We start from the raw sequence: 25,005 nt of genomic DNA, 5'->3' as shown, positions 1-25,005 counted from the left end.
CCGACGACCCGTTGTCGTCAGCGACATGGTGCAGCCCGCGGCAGTACGGTGACCAGGAAATCAGTTAAATTCCCCCGCACGCGCGGGTGTTGGCCAAAGTTCCGCCCCGGCGCGTTCCGGACAGCGCCTCCCGCCCCGGCCCTTCGCCCGTCCCTCCGCCTTTCCCTTCACACGGCTTCCTTCCGCTTTCCTCCGCTTCCTTCACACGTCTTCCTTCCGCGCCTTCCGTGCCGCAGAATCCCGTCGGCGAACACCCGCCGACACCGACCGCCGCAGTCAACGGGAGGCCACCATGCGACCGCGCCGCGCCGCCCTCACCCTCGCCCTCGGCGCGGCCCTGCTGTGCGCCGTCCCCGCAACCGGCCCCGCCGCGCAGGCGGACAGCCGCGCACCGGCCGCCCGATCCCGGCCACCACATGCCCGGCCCGGTCAGGCGACGGCCAGGCCCTCCCCCACCGGCACCGTCACCTCACCCGACGGCCGCACGCTGTTCACCGACCGGTACGGACGCGTCCTGCGGCTGCGCGGGCTCAACATCGGCAAGACCGACACGGTGGCCGAGGCGCACGTCGCCCAGCTGGCGCGCGACGGCTTCAACCTGATGCGGCTCAACATCCGGTGGGAGAAGGCCGAACCGCACCGCGGACGCTACGACACCGGCTATCTGCGCCATCTCGACCGCGTCCTGGACTGGGCCGACCGCTACCGGATCCTGGTCCTGATCGACTGGCACCAGGACGTCTTCGGCCCGGCGTTCGGCCACAACGGCATCCCCGCCTGGGCCACCCGAACCGACGGTCTGCCCTTCGAGCCCGACCCGGACGACTGGTTCGCGGACTACTTCCAGCCCGCCGTCCAGGCCGCCTTCAGGCACCTCTACGACGACCCCGATCTGCGCGCCGCCCAGCGGACCGTGTACGCCAAGGTCGCGTCCGTGCTGCGCGGCCACCGCTCCCTCCTCGGCTACGACCTGTTCAACGAGCCGTTCGGACCGGTGCCGGGCGACCCCACCGATCCCCAGAACCAGATCGATGCCGCGGCGGCACTGGAACGCGGCAGGTTGGCGGCCATGTACCGGCGGCTGATCGGCGCCGTCCGCTCCGCCGACCGCGATGCCTGGCTCTTCGTCGAACCCACCGTCCTGGTCGGCCAGGGCGTCCCCACCGGTCTGCCCGGCTTCACGGACCCCCGGCCCGGCACCGACCGCATCGGCTACGCGCCGCACTACTACGACACCGCCGTCGAGTCGGGCGCCGACTGGGACCCCGCGGACCGCTTCATCGAGCGCTACGAAGCCGCCATCGGCGGCTACCCCGCCGCCCACCGGCTGCCGGTCCTCGTCGGCGAATGGGGCCCGCCCCAGGCCACCACCCCCGGCAATGCAGAAATGATACGTCGTCAAGTACCGTCCATGGAGCGGTTCGCCACGGGCTGGACGGCGTGGTACGACTGCCGCGCGGACCGCGGCGGCGGCTACTGCGTCTACGACCGCGACGGCAGCCCCGCCCCTGGCAAGGAGCCGGTCTTCGCCCCCTACGCACCGGCGGTCGCCGGCCTCCCCGGCACCGAGTCCTACACCCGGGCCACCCACACCTACACGCTCACCCTGACCGCCGACCACACCACCCGCCGTGCCTGGACGGTCATCTCCCTCCCCGCCACCGCCTTCCCGCACGGCGCCCGGCTCTCCGTCACCGGCGGCGGCCCGGCGGCGAAGGTGATCGGCCCCGGCCAGGCAGGACTGCTGCTCCCGGCCGCGCAGCCCGGGGCTTTGATACACGTGACGGCGACCGACGCCCGCTGAGGCGCCGGGCGACATACCGCAGGCCGTGCACCGCCCCTGTTCAGACCTGGACCACGGCCTTCCCGGTGTTGCGCCCGTCCAGCAGGCCGAGGAAGGCGTCCACCGCACCGGCGATGCCGTGCTCCACGGTCTCCCGGAAACCGATCTTCCCTTCGGCCAGCCAGGCGCCCATGTCCTGGACGAAGCGCGGGCGCAGCGCCATATGGTCGCCGACCTCGAAGCCGCGGAGGGTGAGCCGCTTCTTCACCAGCTCGATCATGTTGCGCGGGCCGGGCGGCGGTTCGGCCAGGTCGTACCCGGAGATGGCACCGCACAGTGCGGCCCGGCCGTCCGGGTTGAGGGCGTCGATGGCGGCTTCCAGGTGGTCTCCTCCGACGTTGTCGAAGTACACCTCGATCCCGTCCGGGGCGGCGTCCGCGAGCTGTCGGTGCACATTGCCGTCCTTGTAGTTGAAGGCACTGGTGAAGCCCAGTTCGGCCGTCAGGTACTCCACCTTCTCCGCCGATCCGGCGCTGCCGATGACCGCCTTCGCTCCGCACAGCCGGGCGATCTGCCCCGCCAGACTGCCCACCGCGCCGGCCGCTCCGGAGACGAACACCGTCTCGCCCGGCCGCAGTTCGGCGATCCGGGTCAGTCCGACGTAGGCGCTCAACCCGGTCATGCCCAGGACGCCCAGGAACGCCGAGTCGGGCACGCCCGGTACCCGTTCCAACCTCGTGAAGTGCCTGGCCGGGGCGACCGCGGCGGTCCGCCAGCCCAGGTCGCCGAGCACCAGATCTCCCGCGGCCAGGCCGGCGGCCCGCGACTCCACGACCACACCGACCGCCCCACCCGTCATGGGTCGCCCCAACGGGTAGACGGGCACGCCGGGTTGGGCGGTGCCCATCAGCACCCGCATGTACGGGTCCACGGAGAGAAAGCGATTGCGGACGACCGCCTCGCCGTCCTCCGGTGCTCGCAACTCGCGCTCGACGAGACGGAAGTCCGCCGGCTTCGGGCGCCCCACCGGCCGCGCGACCAGGTGCCATTCCTGTGCGGGATGTGTCATTCTGCGCCGCCCTCTCCACACTGCTCGTCCTGCGCCCGTGTCCCGGGCCGTCCCCGATCATCGCGCCCCCGGGGTGGTCATGGCACCGCGATCACCAATTTGCCCGTGGTGCGGCCCGTTTCTCCCAGCTCGTGCGCCTTGGCCGCGTCGGCGAGCGGGAACGTCCCGGCTATGTGCGCCCTCAGCCTGCCCGACGCGACGAGATCGGCAATCGCTTTCATGCCCGTGTGGTCGGCCTCGACCATCATCGCTTCGACCCGCACCCCGCGCCGGGCCGCCTCGGCACGCAGCTCCCGGACGTCCAGTCCCTGGAGCTTGATGGTGACCAACAGGCCGCCGGGACGCAGGGTGGCCATCGAGCGGGGGCCGTGGTCGCCGCCCAGGGCGTCGAGTGCGACGTCGACGTCGCGGACGGCCTCGGCGAAGTCCACCGTGCGGTAGTCGATCAGTTCGTCGGCTCCCAGGGCACGCAAGAGGTCGTGCTTGGCCGCGCTGGCGGTGCCGATGACGTACGCGCCCCGGGCCTTCGCGATCTGGACGGCGAGGTGCCCGACTCCGCCCGCGGCGGCGTGGATCAGCACCCGTTGCCCGGGCCGGATGTCGGCGGTGTCGACCAGCGCCTGCCATGCGGTGAGCGCGGCCAGCGGGAGGGCCCCTGCCTGGATGTGGTCGATGCCGGCCGGCTTGTGGGCGAAGGCCCTCGCGGGCCCGGTGACATGGGTCGCTAGGGAGCCGTGGCCGTGCGGGTACGGCAGCATGCCGAAGACCTCGTGGCCGGGCTTGAACAGCGTGACGCCCTGGCCGACTTCCTCGACCACTCCGGAGACGTCCCAGCCCAGGACGAACGGGGGCTCGGGCAGCAGCAGGCCGGGGGTGGCGCGGTGGATCCAGTCTGTCGGGTTGAGGCCGGCCGCGTGGACGCGGATGAGCAGCTGGCCCGGACCGGGCTCCGGGCGGGGAAGTTCGACCTCCCGCAGGACCTCCGGCCCGCCCAGGACGTCCTGGCTGATCGCGCGGGTGGTGGGAACTGTGGTGGGTGTGGTGTCTGTTGTCATGCCCCCAGGCTGCCGTCGCCGGCCCGCGAGCGAAATGGCACGATAGCCAATATCCGATAGAATCATGCCATGCATCGTGTGGTGGTCCTGGCGCTGGACGGCGTGTACCCGTTCGAACTCGGCATCCCCAAGCGGATCTTCGACAGCGCCGGGAGCCGATACGAGGTGTTGACGTGCTCGGCGGACGGCGGCCCCGTGCGGACGTGCGCCGACTTCACGATCACGGTCGAGCACGGCCCCGAGGCGCTGCGCACGGCGGACACGGTGGTGATCCCGCCGTACGACCTGGCGCTGACCACGCCGCCGCTCCCCCGGTCGGTCCTCGAAGCGCTGACACTGATCCGGCCGGGCACCCGGATCGTGTCGATCTGCACCGGCGCGTTCGTACTGGCCGCGGCTGGTCTGCTGGACGGCCGCCGGGCGACCACCCACTGGCAGCTGGCCGACCACTTCCGTGCGCTGTTCCCCCGGGTGTCACTCGATCCGGATGTGCTGTTCGTCGACGACGGCGACATCCTGACGTCGGCCGGGGCCGCATCGGGGGTGGACGTCTGCCTGCACATCGTCCGGGCGGATCACGGCAGCGCGGCGGCGAACCGCGTGGCCCGGCTCTGCGTGGTGCCGCCGTGGCGCGACGGTGGCCAGGCACAGTACATCGAAGCGCCGGTCCCCGACCCGACGACGACAGGCACCGCGCCCACCAGGCACTGGGCGCTGGAGAACCTCCACCTGCCGCTGACGCTGGACACTCTCGCCGAGCACGCCCGGATGAGTCGCCGCACCTTCGCCCGCAGGTTCGGCAGCGAGGTGGGCATGAGCCCCGGCCGCTGGCTCATCGCCCAGCGGGTGGAGCGCGCCAGGCAGTTGCTGGAGTCCAGTGAGCTGTCCGTCGACCACATCGCGGGCCGGGTCGGCTTCGCGACGGGGACGTCCCTTCGCCAGCATTTCCACGCCTCCCTCGGCGTCGCACCGTTGGCCTATCGGCGCACCTTCCGCATGAGCACGGACGACCGGGCGTACGCCTGACGACGTGCCGCATCCGGCGTGAGCGCGGCCCCGAGCGAGTCACCGGCCCCACTCCTCTCCCCATGGCTTCGGCTGTGGTCCAGGCCGTTTCCTCCCGTCGGCTCGGCCGTTGGTCCTGGTGTCATTCGTTACCTCTGCTCATGAAAGGCACCTGATGCGTCTGTTCCACCCGATTACAATCGGTCTCAGCAGTATTGCGCTGGCCCTGGCGCTGCCCGCCGGCACGGCGCTCGCCTCGAACGGGAAGTTCGCATGGATGGGGCCCAAGGGCCAGTCGTACTTCCTCCAGAACCCGCCCAACAGCAAGTGCCTCAACATGAGCCAGGAGGCACGCGGCCCGCGCAACAACACCAAGCAGCCGCTGGCCGTCTACGCCGGCAAGCGCTGCACGGGAAAGGCGACGCGCCTGGCGCCGGGCAAGGCCGCACCGTCCGGCACCCACTTCGCCAGCGTCATCTTCAACCCGCGCTAGGAAGCCCACCACCCGAGGCGCCCCCCGCGCCTCCCCCCAACGCCCCGTTCAGATCGCCCGGCGCCGGACCGGCCTGCCACTGAGGAGATCCGGACGGGGCGTTGGGCATGCATCACCGTCGGCGCTCGGCCACGCCGCGTTCACGTCCGGCTGAAATGATGCGGCGCATGAGACGTAGCGCAGCCGTCACCCTGGTCGCTTCCTGGACGCTGTTGACCGCCTCCGTGCCCGCCGCCCATGCCGGGAACGGTGTCGACGACGCCCACCGCTACAGCTACAGCACCAAGGCGCCGTACGAGCCCGCGCAGCATCCGCGGGACTATCAGCGGGCCCCCAGGGGCTTTGTGCCCGTGTTCACCGAGAACGTCTCGCGGCACGGCTCCCGGACCGCCACCGACAGCGCGGACGGCGCCCTCGTCCTGGGGCTGTGGGAGCGGGCCCGAAAGGATGGTCAACTCACCTCTCTCGGGCGGGACTTCGGGCCGGATGTGCGCGCACTGCTGGCCGCCATGGAGAAGGTCGGCTACGGCAGGCTGAGCGGGCGCGGTGCGCAGGAGCTGCGCGGCACGGCCGTGCGGATGGCGCGGCGGCTGCCACAGCTGCTCAGGACGATCGCCAAGGACGGCGAGTCGATCGACGTCGTCAGTTCCGGGCAGGGCCGGGCCGTCGACAGCGGAACGATCTATGCCGACGCCCTCGCCCAGGCCGACCCGGCCCTGAAACCGCACATCGGGCCCGCCCGCACGGACAAGGACCTGCTCTACTTCCACAAGTCGGCCGGCGGCGCCGCCTACCGGTACTGGCTCGCCCACGATCAGCGCCTGGCGAGCACCCTGAAGCGCATCACCGACCAGCCCGCCACCCGCAGTTCCGCCCGACGGGTACTGGCGAGGATCTTCCGGCCGGCGTTCGTACAGCGCATCGTGGACGGGGAGTTCTCGTCCCTCGGCGACGACGTCACCGCCGCCGAGGCCGTCCACAACCTGTACAGCATCGCACCGGCGATGAAAGCGGAGAGCCCGCACGGCCGCGGCTGGCACCTGGACCGGTACCTGCCGCCGCGCGACGCCGACTGGCTCGGATATGTCGACGACGCCGAGGAGTTCTACGAGAAGGGCCCGAGCTTCGCCGACAGCGACATCACCTACAAGATGGCCGGGGTCCTCCTCGACGACTTCTTCCAGCAGGTCGAGGCCAGGCGTGACGGCACCAGCCGGCGCGGCGCCGAACTGCGCTTCACCCACGCCGAGGAGATCGTCCCGCTCGCCGCGCTGATGGGACTGCCCGGCAGCACCCGGCCCGCGGCGCCCGCACATCCCTACACCTACGCCGACAACCCCTGGCGCGGCGCGTCCGTGGCTCCGCTGGCCGCGAACATCCAGTGGGACGTGTTCCGCAAGGGCGGCACCTACCTGGTGCGCATGCTCTACAACGAGAAGGAGACCGCGTTCAAGGCAGGCTGCCGGCCCGTCGCCGAGGGCAGTCACTTCTACGACCTGGAGGAGTTGGAACGCTGCTTCGGCCGGAAGTGACGGCTAGGACCGGTCCGAGGTGAGTCCCACCAGGCCCGTGCCTCAGCGATCCCGGCGCAGCCGATCACCACGACATGTCCGGGCCAGGCACCTTCTTTCACCTCGTGCTGGGTGGCGTGCACCAGGAAGCGGCCGCCGAACGGCTCGAAGGTGCCGGTGATGCGCTCGATGTACTCGGCGATCTCCGGATGCGGGGCGGGTGGTGGCGATGACTTGTGAGGTCTTCGGGGCGTGAAATGCGTTTGACGCACGTGGTGTTGGGCGATCGGATGACGCGCATGAGCAACGGCCAGATGCATCCGGACATGCACCCCGTCGACGCCGGTCTCGTACGACGGCTGGTCGACGGCCGGTTTCCGCGGTGGGCCGGGCTGCCGGTGGTACGGATTGCCTCGGGCGGGACGGTCAACGCCATGTTCCGGCTGGGCGACGAGATGGTGGTGCGGCTGCCGATGGTGGCGGGGGGTGCCGGCGATGTGCTGCGGGAGCGGGAGTGGCTGCCGCGTCTGGCGCCCCTGCTTCCCCGGGCGGTTCCCGAGGTGCTGGGGGCCGGGGAGCCCGCGGAGGGGTATCCGTGGCCGTGGTCGGTGTGCCGGTGGCTGCCCGGGGAGAATCCGCGGGCAGGCGAGCTGGCCGAGCCCGGGGCGCTGGCCCGGGATCTGGCCGGGTTCGTGGCGGCGCTGCGGAGCATCACCCTGCCGGGTGCGCCGCAGGCCCACCGCGGGGGGCCGGTCGCCTCGCTCGACGTGGAGACCCGGGCGGCGATCGAGGCGCTGCGCGGTATCCCGGAGGAGGGTGTGGACTGTGCCGCCGTGGCCGCCGTATGGGACGACGCACTGCGGGCTCCCGGCTGGGACGGTACGCCGGTGTGGCTGCACGCCGATCTGATGCCGGGCAATCTGCTGGTGGCGGGCGGCAGACTGACCTCGGTGATCGACTTCGGGTGCCTGGGGGTGGGCGATCCGGCCTGTGATCTGCTCCCGGCGTGGAATCTGCTGCCGGCCGATGCCAGGGAGGTCTTCCGCACGGCGCTCGGCGTGGACGACGCGACCTGGCGGCGCGGCCGGGCGCGGGCGCTCTCCCAGGCACTGATCGCGCTGCCGTACTACCGGACGACGAACCCGGCGATGGCCGGCACCGCCCGGCAGGTGATCCGGGCGGTGCTGGCGGACCACTGACCTGTCGGGCGACGGATGCATGAGGGGTCACCGGATGCATGAGTCGCCGGATGGATGAGTGGCTCGCGGCCGGGCGACCGGTAGGCGGGCGGGTGACCGGCAGGCGGCGGCGCTATCCGGCGAAGGGGCCGTCGGGGGTGAAGGCCGCCTTGGCGAAGCGTTCGCCGATGCGGCGGTGGGTGGCGGCGTCGGGGTGCAGCTCGTCGGGCAGCGGGAGTTCGGCGGCGTCGGCGGCGCCGTAGAGCTCCCGGCCGTCGAGGTAGTGGAGACGGGGGTCGTCGGCCGCCCGCTGCTGGACGATCCGGTGGAGTTCGTCCCGGATGACGTTGAGGGTCAGCTTGCCGCTCGCGCGCTCCGCCGGATCGCCCGCCGCCCGGAACCGCAGCCGGCCGGCACCGAGGGCGGTGAGGTCGGGCGCGCTGGGGCCGGGGGTGTCTTCGTGGATGGGACACAGGATCGGCGAGACGACCAGCAGCGGTGCGGTGGGGTGGCCTTCGCGGATGGTGTCGAGGAAGCCGTGGACGGCGGGGGCGAAGGCACGCAGGCGCATCAGGTCGGCGTTGACCACGTTGATGCCGATCTTGACGCTGATCAGGTCGGCCGGGGTGTCGCGCAGGGCGCGGGCGGTGAACGGGTCGAGCAGGGCGCTGCCGCCCAGGCCCAGGTTGATCAGTTCCACACCGCCGAGGGAGGCGGCGAGCGCCGGCCAGGTGGTGCTGGGACTGGCCGCGTCGGAGCCGTGGCTGATCGAACTGCCGTGGTGCAGCCAGACCTTGCGCCCCTGGTCCGGTACGGGCTCGACCGGGGCGTCGGTGCGCAGGGCGACGAGTTCGGTGGTCTCGTCGTGCGGCAGCCAGATCTCGATCTGCTTGACGCGGTCGGGCAGGTCGGTGAAGCGGAGGGTGCCGGTCGGCCCGGACTCGTGCCGGGCGGCGCCGGTGGTCATGTCGAGGGTCAGGGTGTTGCCGCCGGACACGCTTGCCTGGCCGGCCGGGCGGCCGTCGACCAGCAGGTCGTAGCGGCCGTCCGGGCGGGGCGGGAGCCCGAGGTAGACGCGCTTGGTGGGGCGGGTCTCCAGTTCGACGACGGTGGCGCGGGTGCGGAACACCAGGCGTACGCCGGAGGGTTGGGACTCGGCCATGGCGAGCTGCCTGTCGGCGCACTGGGCGCGGGCCCGTGCGGGCAGCCGGTGCGGCAGCAGTCCGTGCTCGGTGCGCTCCAGGTCGAGGGCGCCGCGCAGGATGTCGGCGGTGATGGGGGTGGTGATGGGAGTGGTGATGGGGGTGGTGGCCCGGTGGTGGTGCTCGGTGTTCATCGCCTCAGCCTGTCGATCGAGAGGTGGGAGGTGCGGGAGGCATGGGAGGTGCGGGCCAGTTCCGCAGGAGGGCGTCCAGGGCGTCCACGACGCGGGACCACGATTCCTGGCTGTCGGGGGCGCTGTGGCTGAACCCGCCGCCCATCTCCAGGCTGACGTAGCCGTGGAAGACGCTGCCCAGCAGCCGAACCGCATGGGTCTGGTCCGGCTCGGTCAGGTCGTAGCCGCGCAGGATCGCCCGCGTCATCTGGGCGTGCCGGCCGCCGGCGCTGGCGGCCGCGGTCTCCGGGTCGAGCCGGAACTGCGCGGCGGCGTAGCGGCCGGGGTGCTCCCGGGCGTAGTCGCGGTAGACGTTCGCGAAGGCGGCGAGGGCGTCCTTGCCGGCCCGGCCGGCCAGGGCGTCCGCCGCCCGGTCGGCGAGCTCCTCCAGTGCCAGCAGCGCTATCCGGGTCTTGAGGTCTTGGGAGTTCTTCAGGTGCGAGTAGAGGCTCGCGACCTTGACGTCGAACCGCCTGGCCAGCGCCGAGACGGTCACCTGGTCGAAGCCCACCTCGTCGGCCAGCTCCGCCGCCGCCCTGGTCAGACGCTCCACGGTCAGCCCTACACGCGCTGCCATACCCTCCCCTTCCTTTACCTGAAATGATTATGCACTTGCCTAAAGCCTTTAGGCAAGCCCACTCCTCCGTGATCAGGCGCAACGAACCGGGCCGGATGAGCCCACAGGATGACGTCGGACGCGACCTTGGTCTGACGACGGTATTCAACTCACGTACTACGTTCGGCGGTTGAGAAGAGATCGATGGCTCGAAGCGATCGATGGACCGAAGCGGTCATCCGGCATGCGACCGGTATACGAGAGGTACGGAGCGGTATGAGTGGCGAAGCAGCGCGTGCGCTGGGCGGGGCGGGACGGCGACGGAGGGCCGGGCACGGCCGTCGGGTGCGTGCGGGGGTGGCGGTCGGTGCGGCGGCGGTGAGCGTGGCGACGGCCCTGGGCACGGCCGGTCCGGCACAGGCGATGTCGGGTGGGACACAGCTGCCGCAGCCCGGCGCGGCACCGTGGCTGGCCACACTGGCCGTCAAGGGGGACGGCCCGCTGCCGAACCGCGCCTCGTGCGGCGGGGCGCTCATCGCCCCGGACCGGGTGCTCACGGCGGCCCACTGCCTGGACGGTGCGGACTTCCACAAGGCCGAGGTGCACATCGGTTCCTCGGTGCTCTCGAAGGATCCGGGCACGGTGCGCGAGATCCGTGCGGTCACCCTGCACCCGCGGTACGAGCTGCTGCCCTCCCCCGTCGACCCGCACGCTCCCGAGCTGTCCTCGGCGGCCTACGACCTCGCCGAGATCCGCCTGGCCTCGCCCGTGTCGGGCGTCCGGCCGCTGCCCGTCGCCGACCGCCGGCCGGCCCCCGGGACCCGGGTCTCCCTCTTCAGTCACGGCACCACGGCCGCACCGGACCCGTCCCACCCGGAGCGGGACATCCGCGGCGATGTGCTGCGCCGCGGTGACCTCACGGTGCGGACCCACGCCCAGTGCGCGGCCCAGACACCCGCCGTCGTGGACGACGCGTCGGTCTTCTGCGCCAGCGACGTGCCCGGCGGCCGCACCACCATGTGTTTCGGGGACAGCGGCAGTCCGCTGGTCGTCCGGGGGCGGCGCGGCCCGGAGCTGGTCGGCGTGTTCAGCTTCGCCGGTGAGACGGCGGGCAAGGTCTGCGGGCAGCCGGCCGATGCCGCGTTCGCCGATGTCCCGGCCCTGGTGGGGGCGTTGAAGTAGCGGAGAACGGCCGGGCACGGCGAAGGGCGGGGGCCGCGAACACGCGTCGCGGCCCCCGCTGTGTTGCGGTGTTGCGTCAGGACGTCGGCGTGCGGCGGTCGATGACCGTGCGGAGTTTGCCGCTGGTCGGGGTGCGTTCGAAGGCGGCGCCGGGGAGGGTTTCGACGGTGCAGGTCAGGAGGGCCTCCGGGCCGGCCGCCGAGCCGAGTTCGGGGATGTGGGCCAGCAGCGCCGTGCGGGCCGTTTCCGGGTCGGGCGCGTAGTGGTCGTCGACGCGGACGGTGAGGTGTTCGCGGTCGGCGGTGCTGGTCAGCACGAGTTGCAACTCGCCGCGGTAGCCGAGGTGTTCCTCGGCGACCTGGGTGAAGCGGCGGTAGTTGAAGTGGTAGGTGCCCATGCGGAACACGTCGCCGTAGCGTCCGAGGAGCTCGATGCGCGGGGTGTGGCTGCCGCAGGGGCACACCCCGTCGACGGCCCGGCCCAGGTCGCCGATCTCGTAGCGCTCCAGGTGCTGACCGGCCCTGGTGCGGGTGGTGAAGACCAGTCTGCCGGGCTGCCCCGGGGACACCGGTCGGTCTTCCCGGGGGTCGAGGATCTCCAGGGTGTGCAGGTCGGTCAGGACGTGGTGGATCGTGCCCTGGGCCTGGGCGCACTGGTAGCCCAGCGGGCCGAGGTCGGTGCTGCCGTAGGCGGCGGAGCGGATCACCTGCACGCCGAAGGTTTCGGTGAGGATGCGGCGCTGTTCGGCGGTGAAGTGCTCGCCGCCGTAGTAGATCTTGCGGATGCCGCCGTAGGCGCGCAGCCGCTCGGACTGACTGTGGAGCAGCTGCCACAGGTAGGACGGCATCCCGAACAGGGTGTCCACGCGGTAGGCGACCAGTGCCTCGGCTATCGCCTCGTGGTCGGGCCCGGCGGCCATCGGGATCTGGGTGGCGCCCAGGCGTTCGAGGATGGAGAAGAAACTGATGAAGCTGCCGTACATCTCTCCGCAGAAGAAGAGGTTGGCGGCACGGTCGTGGGCCGGGTCGAAACCGGCGGCCAGCAGGCCGTGTGCCGAGGCGCGCATCTGGGTGTCGTAGTCGTCGCAGGTGAAGACGGACAGGGCGGGGGTGCCGGTGGTGCCTCCGCTGCGGAAGTACAGCTGGGCGTGTTCGGGTGCGAGGGAGCGCAGTTGGGCCTGGGCCTCCGCCTTGCCCATCAGCGGGCCGGTCGGGGTGGCGGGCGGTGCGGCCGGGGCGATCAGGTCGTCCAGGCACGGGACGGTGGTGAACGCGGTGCCGGTGGTCTGGACGTCGACCCGCCGGCTGTAGCGCTGCAGGGCGTAGACGCCGTCGTGGGGCTCGCCGTGGTAGCTGTCGAGCATGGCGCCGAGCGGAGTGATCCGCTGGACGCCCGCGGTGATCAGCGTGCGGGAGAGCTGGGCGACGTCGGCGCGGTCGCCGCCCACCGCGGCGGTCTGGAGGTAGCGGCGCATCGGCCGCAGGGTCGCGACGATCTCCCGGCGCGGCAACGGCTTGATCCAGACGCTGCGGTGGAGGGGAGAGGCGGCCAGAGCGGGGCGGGTGTCGGCGATGACCCGCCAGCTGCCGTCGTCCGCGGTGATGACCTTGGTCAGGCCGAGGTGCTGCTCGGCTCGGGCGACCATTTCGGTGGTGGTGAGTTCGGCGTGTTCGGCCGCGGCGGTCAGGTCGGTTCCGCCGCCCTCCGCAGGCTCCTCCGGGCGCGGGGTCTTCGCGGAGACCTCGTCCAGGACGGCGGCGAACTGCTCGGCGAAGGCGAAGAGTTCGCCCCGGGCCTCGGCGCCGATGCCGGTGTCGAGGCCCGCACCGTCGTCGAGGTCGAGATAGACGACCTGCGGGCTGGAGCATGCCTGTTGCTCGGCTCGGCAGACATCGGTGGCGAGCGCGGTGAGGGCGGTCCGGTCCGTCCAGGTCTCGCGGGTCAGATAGGCGAACGAGATCTTGTGGCCCCATTCGACGAGCCGGCACCCGGGCGGAACGAGGGCGGCGACGCCTTCCACGGCGCCCTCGCCGCCCCATACGGCCACCGCGTCGGCCGGTGCGCACATCGCCCGCATCAGGTCCTGGCGGCTGGAGGGGAAGCGCAGGGCGACGATCCGGCGGCCGACGGCGCCCGTCGGATCGGCGGCGGCGAGTTCGGCGAGCAGGTGCTGGGGCAGCGCGGTGTCGCCGCTGCTGGTCTTGAGCACGTTGACGTTGCCCGCGAGCAGGCCCTCGACCACGCTCAGGGGGGCGACCCCGGCGGCGTTGCCGGGGGCGATGTGGACGAGCAGGCCGACCGGGGCCCATGCCTCGTAGATCGTCTCGCGGGCGTCGGGGCGGGTGAACCGCTCCGGGCGCGGTCCACCGAGTTCGCGGCGGAGTTTGCGTTCCAGGGCCGGCCGGGCGAGGGCGTCGGCGAGTTCGGCGAGGAGGGCGCCGGCTTCGGCCCGGTCGGGTCCGTCCGCGGTGCCGGCGAGGTGGTCCATGAGGCGGGCGTGGACGTCGCCGTGCGGCTGGTGCAGGGCCCGGCTGAGGGTGTCGCAGGCGACCAGGACCGTTTCGGTGGAGAGCGGTTCGGCCAGGGTGCGTTCGACCAGGGAAGGCAGCTGCGCGAGGCGTTCGGCCGCTTCGGCGTCGTCGATGAACTCGCCCTGCCAGAAGTGGAGTTGATTGGTCATGACATTCCCTTCAGGAGTTCGGCGGCGGCCACCGCGCAGCTGCGGTTGCGGCTCACCCCGGCGCGGCCGTGGATGGTGAACCACGGTGTGGACAGCGCGCAGGCGCAGTCGTCCCCGGGGTGCAGGGAGGCCAGGTCGCCCATGACGACGCTGTGGGCGGGGACGGAGGTGATGTACGGCGAGACGAGGTGGAGGTAGCCGGGCCGGCCGTACGGCAGGGGCCGCAGGGTGCGGGTGTCCCGTACGGCGGCGCGGGACCAGACCGGGAGGTGCAGTCGGTGGTGGCTGCACTCGACGTACGGCACGCAGTGTTCGACGGAGCCGTAGGTGTCCCGGATGCGGTCCGAGGGGATGCCGAGCTGCTGGGTGACCTCGTCGTAGAAGTCCGCCTTGGCGATCTGCCGGTCGGCGTGGCCCTTCCAGCCGCCGCCGAGGACGACCAGGGAGCCCGGCGGGAGCTGGAGCGGCGGGACGCCGGTGGCGCGCATCCGCTCCAGGGTGAAGTGGAGGAAGGCCGGGAAGCCGAGGATGCGGACCGGGCGGCCGTCCTCGGCGTAGCGGCGCAGGGCGTCGATGCAGCCGTGCACGTCGAAGGCGTGGCCGCTTCCGGTGTGCCGCAGGGCGTGGGTGGTGTGGTGGGCCGGTGCGAAGTCGCACAGGTAGTTGTCGGTGAACGAGGTGCCCAGGCGGAGCTGCGGGGCGGGCTCGTAGCTGTAGAGGAGGTAGTTGACGGACTGGTCGGGGGTGATCCAGCCGTAGTGGTCGAAGATGCGGGCGACCATGCGCTGGGCGGAGCGGATGGTCCACCGGTCGTAGAACATCTGCGACTTCTGCCCGGTGGTGCCGGAGGAGGTCAGGTGCAGGAAGACCTCGTCGCGGGGGATGGAGAGCACCTCGTGGCGCTTGAAGAAGTTGGCGTGGAGGAGCGGGGTGCGGGTGTGCGGGCCGACGGTGGGGGCCGGGACCTCCGGGGAGTCGGCGAGCAGGGCGCGGAAGAGCGGGGAGCGCTCGGCGTGCCAGGCGTTGGCCTCGGCCATCGCGGCCTCGAACAGTGCGTCCGCCTCGGGGCCCGCGGTGTAGGGCGACGGGAGGTCGCAGAGGCGTTGGACGTGGGCCAGGGCCGTCGGGTCGGGGACCTCGACGGGGGCGAGATGCGGGTTCATCGGACAACCTCGTGCGGGGGCAGGTAGATCGACGCCCAGGCGGTCAGGTAGGCGCTCTGGTACGGCCGGACCAGCGGGCCGACGGCCGTGCTGCGGAAGTCGATCTGACGGTCGGTGCGGGAGAGGAGGACGTAGTCGTGGAAGCGGTCGCCGACCCGGCGCATGGCCGGGTAGCCGGCGCTGGGGACGAAGCCGGAGGCCAGGAAGGCGTACAGCCCGGCGGTGTCGGAGAGCGGCACCAGCGTCTCGACGTAGTCGGCGCCGGCGCGGCCGAGCACCGTCATGAGCGAGTCGAGGGCCCCGGTGGCGGCCCACGGGTGCGGGTGCACCGCGACCAGGGCGCAGCTGCCGGCCGCCCGGTCGAGGTCCGCGTAGATCTCGAACTCGCCGTCCGGCGACGCCAGCACCGTGTTCGGGGTGCGGAGCGGCGAGTAGGCGCCCGCGGGGTCCGGGAAGAGCTCACGGAACCGCCGGCGGACGAAGCCGGGGGCGGTGATGACCTCCATGGGGGTCCGGGTACGGGGGCGGGTGCGGGGCTCGGCGTGGGTGACCGCGGGTGCGGTCAGCAGCGTCCCCGGGGGTGCTTCGGCCAGTGCGGTGCCGCCGGTGCCGCCGGTGCTGCCGATACCGCCCATCTGGGGCAGTGGGCGATCGGTGTCGGGGACGGGAGCGGGGAGGGCGAGCGTCCCGGTGTACGGGATGCCGATGCTCTCCTCGGCCGCTCCCAGCAGGGGCAGCAGTTCCCGGGGCACGGCGGTCACCTGCTCACGGCGTTCGAGGACGCCCTCGGCGTAGCAGGCGAACAGGGCCAGCGTCTCGCAGCCGGACACGTCGGCGGCGTTGGGCAGCAGGCCCAGTGGGCGGTAGCCGTTGCGGGCGACGACGCGTTGCGGGGCCTGGGTGACCAGGCGGACGGTGGTGTGGATGGAGTCCAGGGCGCCGGTGGCGAAGGCGTCGGCGGTGACCGCGCCGGTCAGCCGGCCGGCCAGTCCGCCGCCCCGGTGTTCCGGGTGGACGGCAAGGCCGACGAGCTTGCCCAGGCGGTTGCCCGGATCGGTCTGCACGACCACGGAACCGACCAGTTCACCGGTGTCCGCGCGGCGCGCGACGAGCCAGTGGCTGTGCGGGTCGGTGATCAGCCGGTGCATCTCGGTGGGGTCGCTGCCCAGGGCGACCGGATAGCCGTGGCCGTACACCTCGAAGTACAACTGCCGGAGTTCGGCGATGTCGTGGGGCGCGGCGGGGCGGAGGGTGGTGGTCATCGGACCTCCTCCAGGGGCGCGGTGCCGGCGGCGGAAACCGTGGCCGGGGCGGCGTCGGAGGCGGCCGGGCCGGACTCGTGGGCGGCGCCGGTCGGGGCGTCCGGGTGGCGTCCGGCCCACCACAGGGCCACGGCGAGCGGGGCCAGTCCGACGGCCTGGAGGACGCACAGGACGCGCGGCGACAGGTGGTCGCCGAGTGCGCCGAACAGCAGCGAGGACAGCGGGAAGGTGGCGCCGAGCAGCGCCTGCATCATGGCGAAGAAGCCCGGCTTGTCGGCGGCCGGGACCAGTCGCTGGAAGAGCGCGACGAACCGTACGCCGATGGTCCCCACGCACCAGCCCGCGACGATCAGCGCGCCGACGATCGCGGCCCGGTCCGCGAGCAGGCCGGGCGTCGCGAGGGCCGCGGCCATCACTGCCAGGCAGGCGCCGCCGACGGCCGTGGGCGAGCCCGGTATCCGGGCGCCGGTGAAGGACCCGAGGAGGGTGCCGATGCCCAGTGCCGTCTCCAGGGCGGCCGCCGTGGAACCGTTCGCGTGCAGCACCGACCGCGTGTAGAGGGGCATGACGACATAGAGCGCGGTGCTGAAGAGGTTCACCGCGGCGAAGCAGAGCAGTACCCGTCGGATGAAGGGGTGGTCGGCGAGGATCTGACGCAGTGTCCGCCGGGGCGGGGCGGTACCGGACGGTGCCGCCGCGCCGTCGTCCCCCGTCGCTGCGGCGCTGCGGGGGAAGCGGGTGACGGACACCAGCAGGGCGGCGACGAGGTATGCGCCGGCGCATCCGGCGACGATGCCCGTCAGGTCCCAGGCGTCCACCACCAGCGGTCCGAGCAGTCCGCCGGCCAAGCCGGCCAGGGACTGGGTGGCGAGTTCGAAGCCGGTCGCGGACTCGATGTCGGCGTCGTCGACGAGTTCGGGGACGGAGGTGGTCAGGCAGGGGTCGAAGAGTGCCTGGCAGCCCGCGAGCAGCAGCGCGGCCCCGTAGGCCACGACGGCGGGCGGCGAGGCGAGCGAGGTCCATCCGGCGGTGACGGCGGCGACCAGGCCCGCCACGGCGGCCGTGGACGCCAGCACCGTACGGTGCGAACAGCGGGCGATGACGGTGGCGACCAGCGGGGCGAGCGCCACCGCGGGCAGGGTGCTGACCGCGAGGAACACCCCCGAGGCCAGGCCGCGGTCGCCCTCGCCGCCGACGGCGTGGCCGACCAGCCACCACACCACGCCCACCTGGAACATCCGGCCGGCTGCCTGGGTGAGCACCTGGGCGGCCCAGACGGCGCCGAAGGCCGGGTTGCGCAGGACGACGGGAAGACGGCGCGGGGTCGGGTTCACGGTCATGAGTGCGGCCGTTCGTCGATGACCCGCAGCAGCTTGCCGGTGCGCGGGTTGACGGACAGTTCGTCGTGCCGGACCCACTCCACGCGGAGCGGGTGGATGTGCCCGGCCTCGACCTCCGTGGCGTACATCGGGCGGGCCGCGTCGATCTCCTTGGCGATGGCGGACGCGAGGTGCCCGAGCCCGCTGGAATCCAGCTCGTCGACGTCGGCGGTGCGGATGTCCCGGCCGGTGGGCGGCTGCCCGTCCGCCGGGCCCTCGGCCACGGCCAGTCGCAGTGCCAGTCCGTCCCGGCCGTCCCAGCGGCGGACGACGAGCTGCACACCGATCACCCGGTCGGTCGGGTCGGCGGCCCGCACCAGGTCGTGCACGTCCTGGGTGTAGAGCGACATCGCGCCGATCCGTACGCCTTCCTCGGCCCGGCCGAGGATGCGGAAGTGCCCCTGTGCCACGTCGGTCCACTCGGCCCGGTCGCCCACGGGGTAGCGGATGATCGGCATCAGCCGCCGGCGCAGGTCCGTGACGACGACGCGGCCGGCCACGCCCTCGCGGGTCAGCGGCTCGCCGGTGTGCTCGTCGAGGATCTCGACGACGGTGTACGGCGTGAACGCGCGGTGGATGCGGGCGTCGGCGCCCGGTACCGCCTGTCCGAGGAGCCCGGAGTCGACGCCGGCGTAGCCGATGGAGCGGGCCTGTGCGTGCGGGAACGCCTTGCGCAACAGCGGTCGCTGGTCCTCGAACAGCCCCTCGCCGCCGAAGAACAGGATCTGCACGCCGGGAAGTTGACGGCCCTCCCGCACGAGGTGGTCCGCGAGGCCGCAGAGCGTCGTCGTGGTGCCGGCGATCACGTCGACGTCGAATTCCTCCAGGGTGTGCACGGTCGAGGCGAGCGGCGCGCCGCCGCCGATCGGCAGCCGGACGTTCCCGACGGGTGCCCGGTGGAGGGAGTCCAGGACGAAGGTGAAGCTGGCATAGAGCTCGCCGGCGTAGAAGAGGTCCGCGACCCGGTGTCCGGGACGGAGCCCGGCGGCGACGAGTCCGGCACCGAAGGCGGAGGTGAATTCCCGCCATTCCTCACGGGTATAGACGGAGAACTTCGGTGCACCGGTCGTGCCGCCGCTCTTGAAAACCACGGCCTCGTCGAGCGGCCCGGTCAAAAGGCTGTTCCGGCGGGGAGTGTTGGCTCGCCAGAATGCGTCGTGCGGGACGACCGGCAAGGCCGTCAGCTCGTCCACGTCATCGGGAAGACCGGCGTAGAGATCCCGATAGAAGTGTGAGTTGTGACGCACGAAGCGTATGAGATCCGTCAATTGTTGAACGGGCATTGTTTTCCTGTTTTTTGGCACTCTGAAGGACCGGTACCGCGGGGTGTGCGGCACCAGTTCTCGGTGTAGGGGTCAACAGCGGTGGACTCGGGAAAACCCGGTCAGGGTCGTTCCCGAGAGCGTCATCGCGCTGGGCACTTCGATCCGTGATGGTATGTCATGAACGAAGCGCCGGGTTACCAGCGTAGCGTCCGCAAAGACCATTTTTAGCCATCACCGACACACTCGATGGCCTACACACCCAACTGGTTCCTTTTGAATGCGGTGACCTACCTCACCACTCGGATTTCCGGCACGAACGAGCCGCGATTACGAGACTTCTCCGGTCGCCGCTCCCCGGGCTCTTCGCTCCGGCCACTTCCTGGACTCTTCCCGGCTACTTCCTGGACTCTCCGCGGCCGCTTCCCGCTCTCTTCGAAGCCTTCGCGCTGCGCCGATAATCGGCGGGCGGGGCGGCACCGCCGCGGCCGGATACCCTCGCCCCATGACGATGCACAACACCCCCGGCGCGAGCGTCGAAGCGATGCTCGACGACCTCAGGACGCTCGTGGAAGTCGAGTCCCCCTCGCGCGATGCGGACGCCCTGACGGCATCGGCCGAGGCCGTCGCCGGCGTCATCGAGAACCGCCTCGGCGGGCGGGCCGAGTTGGTGGGGAGTGCGGCCGGGCCGCACGTCCGCTGGTCCGGCGGCGGCACTCCCCGGGTACTGATCCTGGGTCACCATGACACGGTGTTCCCGCTCGGCACCCTCGCTCGCCGCCCGTTCAAGGTGGCGGACGGGCGGGCGACCGGCCCCGGGGTCTTCGACATGCTCGGCGGACTGGTTCAGGCCGTGCACGGTCTGGCGTCACTGGCGGACCGGTCGGGCGTCGAGATCCTGGTGACCGCGGACGAGGAGGTGGGCTCCCGCTCCTCCCGGGCCCTCATCGAGGAACGCGCCCGGGCCTGCGGCGCGGTGCTGGTGTTCGAGGGGGCCGCGGACGGCGGCGGCCTCAAGACCGGGCGCAAGGGCTGCGGCACGTTCGTGGTCTCCGTCGCGGGCCGGGCCTCGCACGCCGGTCTGGAGCCCGCGGCCGGCATCAACGCACTGGTCGAGGCGGCCCATCAGGTGCTGGACATCGCCGCGCTGGGGCGGCCGGAGATCGGCACGACGGTCACGCCGACCGTCGCCTCCGCGGGCACCCTGGACAACGTGGTGCCCGCCGAGGCCACCGTCGTCGTCGACGTCCGGGTCGAGTCGGCCGACGAGAAGGAGCGCATCGAGTCCGCCTTCGCGACGCTGGCTCCGCATCTCGACGGGGCGCGGATCACCGTCGAGGGATCCGTCGGCCGCCCGCCGATGCCCGAGTCGGCTTCGACCGAGCTGTTCGCCATGGCGCAGCGGCTGCTGCCCGGCATCGAAGGCCGGGCGGTCGGCGGCGGCAGCGACGGCAACTTCACGGCCGCACTGGGCGTGCCGACGCTCGACGGCCTGGGGGCGGTCGGCGGCGGCGCCCACGCCGACCACGAGTACCTGCTCGTCGACACCATGGCCGAGCGGGCGGCACTGGTCGCCGGACTGGTGGACGCGATCCGCGGCGCCTGATCCGCCAAGTGGGGCGGGTCAGATGTCGCCCTGGATCAGATATCTCCCTGTACGAGCGCGTGCAGATGCTCGTCGTGCCAGCCGTCCGCGTGCAACAGGGCGCTGCGCATGGTGCCTTCGAGGGTGTAGCCGGCCTTGACCGCGACCCGGCAGGACGCGGGATTGGCCACCGAGTGGCACAGCCGCAGCCGATGCAGCCCCAGGTCGTCCAGTGCCCACCGGCTCACGCGCCGGGTGGCCTCGACGACGACCCCGCCGCCGCGGGCGGCGGGCAGAATCCAGTAGAGGATCTCGGCGCTGCCGCCCCCGAGGTCGATATCGCCCCAGCCGATCAGCCCCACGGCCGCACCGTCCGGCCGGGCGATCGCCCAGATCGCGCTCTGCTCGGCCTGCCACCGCTGGTGCATTCGCTCGATGCGCTGGTGGGCCTCCTCGGTCGTCGCCACCAGAAGGCGGTTCCAGTGGCGAATCTCCGGGTCCTGGGCGGCAGTCAGCAGGACCTCGGCGTCGGAGCGGCGCCAGGGGCGCAGTTCCCCTCCATCGGGCAGGTCGAGCACCGGCTGGGCGTTTCGGGCCATGCGACCGGCGGGCACGACGGCCGGTACGGCGCCCGGCACGGTGACTGGCTCAGCGACCGGCGCGGTGGCCGGCCGGAGCGAACTGGACTTCATCACGGCATCGTGCCACACCCGCTCCGACGCACCACGCCACCTCCCGCCCATGGAGCCCGAGTTGGCGTGATCGCCCCCGGCCTCCGACCTCGCCCGGTCGTCACCTGGACATAGCTTGGCCGACCGGCTAAATTTTTGGCCATGCGGTCAGAAAGTGGGCCAGGCGGCCAGCACGGCAGCGGGAGCGGCGGACGGAAGGCATCGGAGCCAGAACGCTCCCTCATCGAGAAGGTGCGCCGGGCCCAGATCATCGAAGCTGCCATCGAGGTCATTGCGGAACGGGGGTTCGCGAAGGCTTCGATGGCCCAGATCGCCGAACGGGCGGGCATCAGCAAGGGCGTGATCTCGTATCACTTCGCCGGCAAGAACGAGTTGATCGAGCGGGCCGTCGAGCAGGTCTACGACGCGCTCGGCACCTTCGTCGCGTCCCGCCTCGCGGGAGAGTCCGGTACGGACGTCTGGCTGCGCGTCTACATCGGCTCGCTCGCCGAGTACATGGCCGAACACCGGGCCCAACTCGCCGCGCTCGGCGAGATCTTCACGCACTTCCGCTCCGAGGACGGCGACCTCCGCTACGGGATCGCCTCCAGCGAGCCGATCTACGCCCACGCGGAGGGCATCTTCCGCGCGGGCCAGGAGAGCGGGGAACTCCGTCCGTTCGACGTGCGGGTGATGGCCGTCAGCCTCCAGGCCGCGATCGACAACATGTTCGCGTACTGGAGCGTCCACCCCGAGCACGACCTCATGGCGCACGCCCGTGAGATCACCGATCTCTTCTGGCAGGCCACCCGGGCCGACCAGCGCGCCGATTCCTGAACCACACCGAAAACGGGGGAACTTCCATGGCACACGACCTCGGGCGCACAACGGCGCCCGCCGACACCGCCGGGCCCGGGCGCCCGCGCCTGCACTATGTCGACAACCTGCGCATAACCCTGACGGTGCTGGTCGTGCTGCACCACACGGCCGTCACCTACGGCGACATCCCGCTCTGGTACTACACCGAGCCCGCCAAGGACGGCAGCGGGCTGCTCCTGGACGCCTTCGTCATGATCAACCAGGCGTTCTTCATGGGCTTCTTCTTCATGATCGCCGGCTACTTCACGCCGCCGTCCTACGACCGCAAGGGCCCCGGCCCGTTCCTCCGGGACCGTCTGAGGCGACTGGGCATCCCGCTGCTCGCCTTCCTGCTCGTCCTCCGCCCCCTCTCCGGCATCGACGCCTACCTCCAGCTCAAGTCGACCATGGCGGAACGCGGCCAGGCACTCCCCTACTGGTTCTACTACCTGGCGAGTTGGGACCCGGGCCCGCTGTGGTTCGTGGAAGTGCTGCTGGCGTTCGCCCTGGTCTACGCCCTCGTCCGGTTCCGTGCCGCGCGCCGCACACAGGCCGCGCCCGTCGAGGCGGCGCCTTCCCGACCGACGCCGCAGCCGCAGCGACCGCTGCGCCCGCGCAGCATCATCGTCTTCACCGTCTGCCTGGCCCTCGCCACCTACGCCTGGCGCATCCTCGTCCCGAGCGACGTGTACGTCCCGGTGCTCGGACTGCCCACCCCCAGCTTCCTGCCGCAGTACGCCAGCTTCTTCGTGCTGGGCGTCCTCGCCCACCGCCGCGGCTGGGCACAGACCCTCTCCCGCCGGACGGGACGGCTGGGCTTCGTGGTCGCGGGCGTCGCGACGCTGGCCTACCTGCCGATCCTGACCACGGCGGCGAGCGGAACGGTCGACGGAAACGGCACCTGGCAGTCCCTGGCCGCGGCCACCTGGGAGTCGACGTTCGCGGTGAGCATCGTCGTGGGTCTGACCGTGCTCTTCCGTGAACGCCTCAACCACCAGGGCCCGAAGGCCGCCTTCCTCTCGCGGCACGCCTTCGCGGTCTACCTCCTGCACGCACCGGTACTGGTCGGACTGGGCCTGGCCTTCCGCTGGCTGCACGCCCCGGCCGCAGTCAAGTTCGCCCTCGTCGGCGCGCTGGCACTGCCGCTGTGCTGGACCGTGGCCTACGCCGTCCGCCGCCTGCCACGGGCCGACCGGGTGCTGTAGGGACGGGACGACGACGTACGGCGGCTGCGGGAGGACCACGCCTGGTCCGACCCGCGCCGTCGCACGTTGCATTGACGCTTCGCCAACTATGTGGCTGCGCCCCGGCGCAGGCGGCGAGCGCGACCGTCGCGAGCACGGGCCCGCCGTGGCGGCGGTGCGCGGTGTGCGTCATGCTGGGCTCGTCGGGTGAAGGTGCCGAGGTGGGGGTTCGATGGTTCCGGGGACGGTGGCGCAGCTGACGATCCTGTTGGTGCTCGTGCTGCCGGGCGTGTTCTACCAGGCGGTGCGGGAGCGGTTGGAGGGCAGTTCGGCCGCCGAGCAGGAGCCGCAGAACCGCCTGGTGCGCGCCATCGCCGCGGGTGCGCTGCTGGACGCCGGGTACGCCGTGGTGGCCGGGCCGTGGCTGGTCGACCTGCTGGCCGGGGGCGGGCACGGACCGCTCACCGGGGTGCTGCGGCATCCCCAACGTGCGGGCGCGGCCGCGCTGTTGCTGGTCGTCGCGGTGCCGTCCGCCGTTGCCTGGACGGAGCACGCCTGGCACCGGCGGCGCGCGTCCGCACGGTACGACCCCACGCCGACCGCCTGGGACGCCCTCTTCCGCGACCGCGGGTCCTGCTTCGTGCGGGTGCGGCTCAAGAGCGGGCTGTGGGTGGGAGGTTGGCTCGGTTCGCGGTCGGCGGCCTCCGCGTATCCGCAGCCGGCCGACCTCTATCTACAGGCGCAGTACCGCATGGGGCCGGACGGCAGGTTCCTGGGGCGGGTTCCCGGCACGGCGGGGGTGTATCTGCGGGCGGCCGACGTGGACGTCCTGGAGGTCCTGCTGCCGCCGGCGGCAGCAGCAGGCGTGACGGAAGGAGAGGGCGATGACGGACCGGAGCGGGGCGGAGGAGGAACTGGAGGACCTGGTCGGGGAGTTCTCGGCGCGCAGGACCTACCGGCCCACGGACGACCTGACGGAGCCCGAGGAGGTGCCGCAGGGCCCGTCGGGGACGGCGGCGTGTGAGGCCGACGGCGAGGGGTGAGGACGCGCCGGGCCGGGCGGCGGGGCGCCGGAGGCGTCCTAGGCCCTGTCGTGGGTCGTCGTGTCGCCGTCCGGTGGGGTGGCGTGGGCCCGGGGTGCCTGGCTGCGGGTGAGGCGCCAGATCTGTTCCTCGCCGGTCTCGGCCGGGGCGATGCGTGCGGCGGGGCGGCGGCAGCGGACGGTGAAGCCGAGGCGGGCCGGGATGGCGCCGCTGGCGTGGTTGGCCGGGTCGTGGACGATCTCGACCCACTCGACGCCGGGCAGCCGGAACGCCTCCGCGGCCAGGGCGCGGGCGGCCCTGGTCGCCACACCGCGGCCGGTGGCGGCGGGGTGCAGCCAGTAGCCGATCTCACGGCCGTCGGGCGGGGTGTCGTCGCGCCGGAACAGTCCGCAGGAGCCGACGATCGACCCGTTCAGCACGATCGCGTAGGTGAAGTCCTTGCCCTCGGCCCAGAGTTGGTCCCGGCTGTCGAGGAACTCGATGGTTCTGGACGGGCTCCGGTCCGCGGCCCAGGGCATCCAGGGGAGGAGGTGGTCCCGCGCCTCCTCGACGGCCCGGAGGAACTCCCCTTGGTCCGCCTCGGCTTGGAAACGCCGCAGTGTCACGTCACCGAGGTCGATCACGGGCCGGGGGAAGTGCGTGTCGGGGTGTGTATCGGGGCGTGTGCCGGGGTGCGTTGCCGGCTGGCTGTCGGGGTGCATGTCCGGAGGA

The 25,005-nt window shown here is 72.1% G+C and carries 21 protein-coding genes and 1 pseudogene; 10 read left to right on the top strand and 12 right to left on the bottom strand.

The window, feature by feature from the left end; translation table 11 throughout:
- The first annotated feature begins 292 nt into the window (after window positions 1-292).
- Window positions 293-1,804 (top strand): cellulase family glycosylhydrolase, encoded by a 1,512-nt coding sequence (locus K2224_RS31670; RefSeq protein ID WP_221910616.1) that lies wholly within the window; start codon window positions 293-295, stop codon window positions 1,802-1,804.
- Window positions 1,805-1,844: 40 nt separating this feature from the next.
- On the opposite strand, the gene K2224_RS31665 is transcribed toward K2224_RS31670, so the two are convergent.
- Together K2224_RS31665 and K2224_RS31660 are read right to left on the bottom strand one after the other, a co-directional pair.
- Window positions 1,845-2,852 (bottom strand): NADP-dependent oxidoreductase, encoded by a 1,008-nt coding sequence (locus tag K2224_RS31665; RefSeq protein ID WP_221910615.1) that lies wholly within the window; start codon window positions 2,850-2,852, stop codon window positions 1,845-1,847.
- 77 nt (window positions 2,853-2,929) lie between these two features.
- Window positions 2,930-3,907: an NADP-dependent oxidoreductase gene (locus K2224_RS31660; protein ID WP_221910614.1), complete on the bottom strand. Its 978-nt coding sequence runs from the start codon at window positions 3,905-3,907 to the stop codon at window positions 2,930-2,932.
- Between the two features lie 69 nt (window positions 3,908-3,976).
- On the opposite strand from K2224_RS31660, the gene K2224_RS31655 reads away from it, so the two are divergent.
- The 3 genes from K2224_RS31655 (at window position 3,977) to K2224_RS31645 (ending at window position 6,937) form a co-directional block, all read left to right on the top strand.
- On the top strand, window positions 3,977-4,933 hold the full coding sequence (locus K2224_RS31655; RefSeq protein ID WP_221910613.1) for a GlxA family transcriptional regulator: 957 nt from the start codon (window positions 3,977-3,979) through the stop codon (window positions 4,931-4,933).
- Window positions 4,934-5,087: 154 nt separating this feature from the next.
- Window positions 5,088-5,405 carry a hypothetical protein gene (locus K2224_RS31650; protein WP_260693593.1) on the top strand — a complete coding sequence of 106 codons (318 nt, stop codon included), beginning with the start codon at window positions 5,088-5,090 and terminating at the stop codon, window positions 5,403-5,405.
- A 167-nt stretch (window positions 5,406-5,572) separates the two neighbouring features.
- On the top strand, window positions 5,573-6,937 hold the full coding sequence (locus tag K2224_RS31645) for a histidine-type phosphatase (protein WP_399020599.1): 1,365 nt from the start codon (window positions 5,573-5,575) through the stop codon (window positions 6,935-6,937).
- A 17-nt stretch (window positions 6,938-6,954) separates the two neighbouring features.
- On the opposite strand, the pseudogene K2224_RS31640 reads toward K2224_RS31645, so the two are convergent.
- Window positions 6,955-7,188, bottom strand: a pseudogene (locus tag K2224_RS31640) (DUF1330 domain-containing protein); the annotation flags it as partial.
- Between the two features lie 42 nt (window positions 7,189-7,230).
- Here K2224_RS31640 and K2224_RS31635 point away from each other — a divergent pair.
- Window positions 7,231-8,115 carry an aminoglycoside phosphotransferase family protein gene (locus tag K2224_RS31635; protein WP_221912069.1) on the top strand — a complete coding sequence of 295 codons (885 nt, stop codon included), beginning with the start codon at window positions 7,231-7,233 and terminating at the stop codon, window positions 8,113-8,115.
- A gap of 112 nt (window positions 8,116-8,227) precedes the next feature.
- Here the strand turns inward: K2224_RS31635 and K2224_RS31630 are convergent, their stop codons facing one another.
- Both K2224_RS31630 and K2224_RS31625 read right to left on the bottom strand, forming a co-directional pair.
- Window positions 8,228-9,430: a GDSL-type esterase/lipase family protein gene (locus K2224_RS31630; protein ID WP_221910611.1), complete on the bottom strand. Its 1,203-nt coding sequence runs from the start codon at window positions 9,428-9,430 to the stop codon at window positions 8,228-8,230.
- 4 nt (window positions 9,431-9,434) lie between these two features.
- Window positions 9,435-10,046, bottom strand: a complete 612-nt coding sequence (locus tag K2224_RS31625; RefSeq protein WP_221910610.1) for a TetR/AcrR family transcriptional regulator — start codon at window positions 10,044-10,046, stop codon at window positions 9,435-9,437.
- Between the two features lie 255 nt (window positions 10,047-10,301).
- Between K2224_RS31625 and K2224_RS31620 the strand changes: the two genes are divergently transcribed.
- The gene (locus K2224_RS31620) at window positions 10,302-11,207 is read left to right on the top strand and encodes a trypsin-like serine protease (RefSeq protein ID WP_260693592.1); all 906 of its coding nucleotides are present in this window, start codon (window positions 10,302-10,304) and stop codon (window positions 11,205-11,207) included.
- A 76-nt stretch (window positions 11,208-11,283) separates the two neighbouring features.
- Here the strand turns inward: K2224_RS31620 and K2224_RS31615 are convergent, their stop codons facing one another.
- From K2224_RS31615 to K2224_RS31595, 5 genes are read right to left on the bottom strand one after another with little or no spacing between them, the layout of a single operon-like run.
- The gene (locus K2224_RS31615) at window positions 11,284-13,887 is read right to left on the bottom strand and encodes an acyl-CoA reductase (RefSeq protein ID WP_221910609.1); all 2,604 of its coding nucleotides are present in this window, start codon (window positions 13,885-13,887) and stop codon (window positions 11,284-11,286) included.
- The gene (locus K2224_RS31610; RefSeq protein WP_221910608.1) at window positions 13,884-15,050 is read right to left on the bottom strand and encodes an acyl-protein synthase; all 1,167 of its coding nucleotides are present in this window, start codon (window positions 15,048-15,050) and stop codon (window positions 13,884-13,886) included. The genes K2224_RS31615 and K2224_RS31610 overlap by 4 nt, the downstream gene beginning before the upstream one ends.
- The gene (locus tag K2224_RS41475; RefSeq protein ID WP_221910607.1) at window positions 15,047-16,312 is read right to left on the bottom strand and encodes a GNAT family N-acetyltransferase; all 1,266 of its coding nucleotides are present in this window, start codon (window positions 16,310-16,312) and stop codon (window positions 15,047-15,049) included. The genes K2224_RS31610 and K2224_RS41475 overlap by 4 nt, the downstream gene beginning before the upstream one ends.
- A complete protein-coding gene (locus tag K2224_RS31600; RefSeq protein ID WP_221910606.1) occupies window positions 16,309-17,652 on the bottom strand; it encodes an MFS transporter in 1,344 nt (447 codons plus the stop codon). Before K2224_RS31600 ends, K2224_RS41475 begins: the two co-directional genes overlap by 4 nt.
- Window positions 17,649-18,974, bottom strand: a complete 1,326-nt coding sequence (locus K2224_RS31595) for a phenylacetate--CoA ligase family protein (protein ID WP_221910605.1) — start codon at window positions 18,972-18,974, stop codon at window positions 17,649-17,651. The genes K2224_RS31600 and K2224_RS31595 overlap by 4 nt, the downstream gene beginning before the upstream one ends.
- 484 nt (window positions 18,975-19,458) lie before the next feature.
- Between K2224_RS31595 and K2224_RS31590 the strand changes: the two genes are divergently transcribed.
- A complete protein-coding gene (locus K2224_RS31590) occupies window positions 19,459-20,559 on the top strand; it encodes a M20 family metallopeptidase (protein WP_221910604.1) in 1,101 nt (366 codons plus the stop codon).
- 35 nt (window positions 20,560-20,594) lie between these two features.
- Here K2224_RS31590 and K2224_RS31585 read toward each other — a convergent pair whose 3' ends face one another.
- On the bottom strand, window positions 20,595-21,230 hold the full coding sequence (locus K2224_RS31585) for a GNAT family N-acetyltransferase (protein WP_260693591.1): 636 nt from the start codon (window positions 21,228-21,230) through the stop codon (window positions 20,595-20,597).
- Window positions 21,231-21,371: 141 nt separating this feature from the next.
- Here K2224_RS31585 and K2224_RS31580 point away from each other — a divergent pair, with 141 nt between their 5' ends.
- The 3 genes from K2224_RS31580 to K2224_RS31570 all read left to right on the top strand — a co-directional run bounded on the left by K2224_RS31580 (window position 21,372) and on the right by K2224_RS31570 (window position 24,275).
- Window positions 21,372-22,046, top strand: a complete 675-nt coding sequence (locus K2224_RS31580) for a TetR/AcrR family transcriptional regulator (protein ID WP_221910603.1) — start codon at window positions 21,372-21,374, stop codon at window positions 22,044-22,046.
- A 26-nt stretch (window positions 22,047-22,072) separates the two neighbouring features.
- The gene (locus tag K2224_RS31575; RefSeq protein ID WP_221910602.1) at window positions 22,073-23,272 is read left to right on the top strand and encodes an acyltransferase family protein; all 1,200 of its coding nucleotides are present in this window, start codon (window positions 22,073-22,075) and stop codon (window positions 23,270-23,272) included.
- A gap of 211 nt (window positions 23,273-23,483) precedes the next feature.
- Window positions 23,484-24,275 carry a DUF6338 family protein gene (locus tag K2224_RS31570; RefSeq protein ID WP_221910601.1) on the top strand — a complete coding sequence of 264 codons (792 nt, stop codon included), beginning with the start codon at window positions 23,484-23,486 and terminating at the stop codon, window positions 24,273-24,275.
- 57 nt (window positions 24,276-24,332) lie between these two features.
- Here K2224_RS31570 and K2224_RS31565 read toward each other — a convergent pair whose 3' ends face one another.
- The gene (locus K2224_RS31565; protein WP_313904811.1) at window positions 24,333-24,995 is read right to left on the bottom strand and encodes a GNAT family N-acetyltransferase; all 663 of its coding nucleotides are present in this window, start codon (window positions 24,993-24,995) and stop codon (window positions 24,333-24,335) included.
- Window positions 24,996-25,005: the final 10 nt, after the last annotated feature.

This window comes from Streptomyces sp. BHT-5-2 (assembly GCF_019774615.1).
In the GTDB taxonomy this organism is placed as follows: domain Bacteria; phylum Actinomycetota; class Actinomycetes; order Streptomycetales; family Streptomycetaceae; genus Streptomyces.
This window is presented reverse-complemented; position numbering and strand designations above follow the sequence as displayed.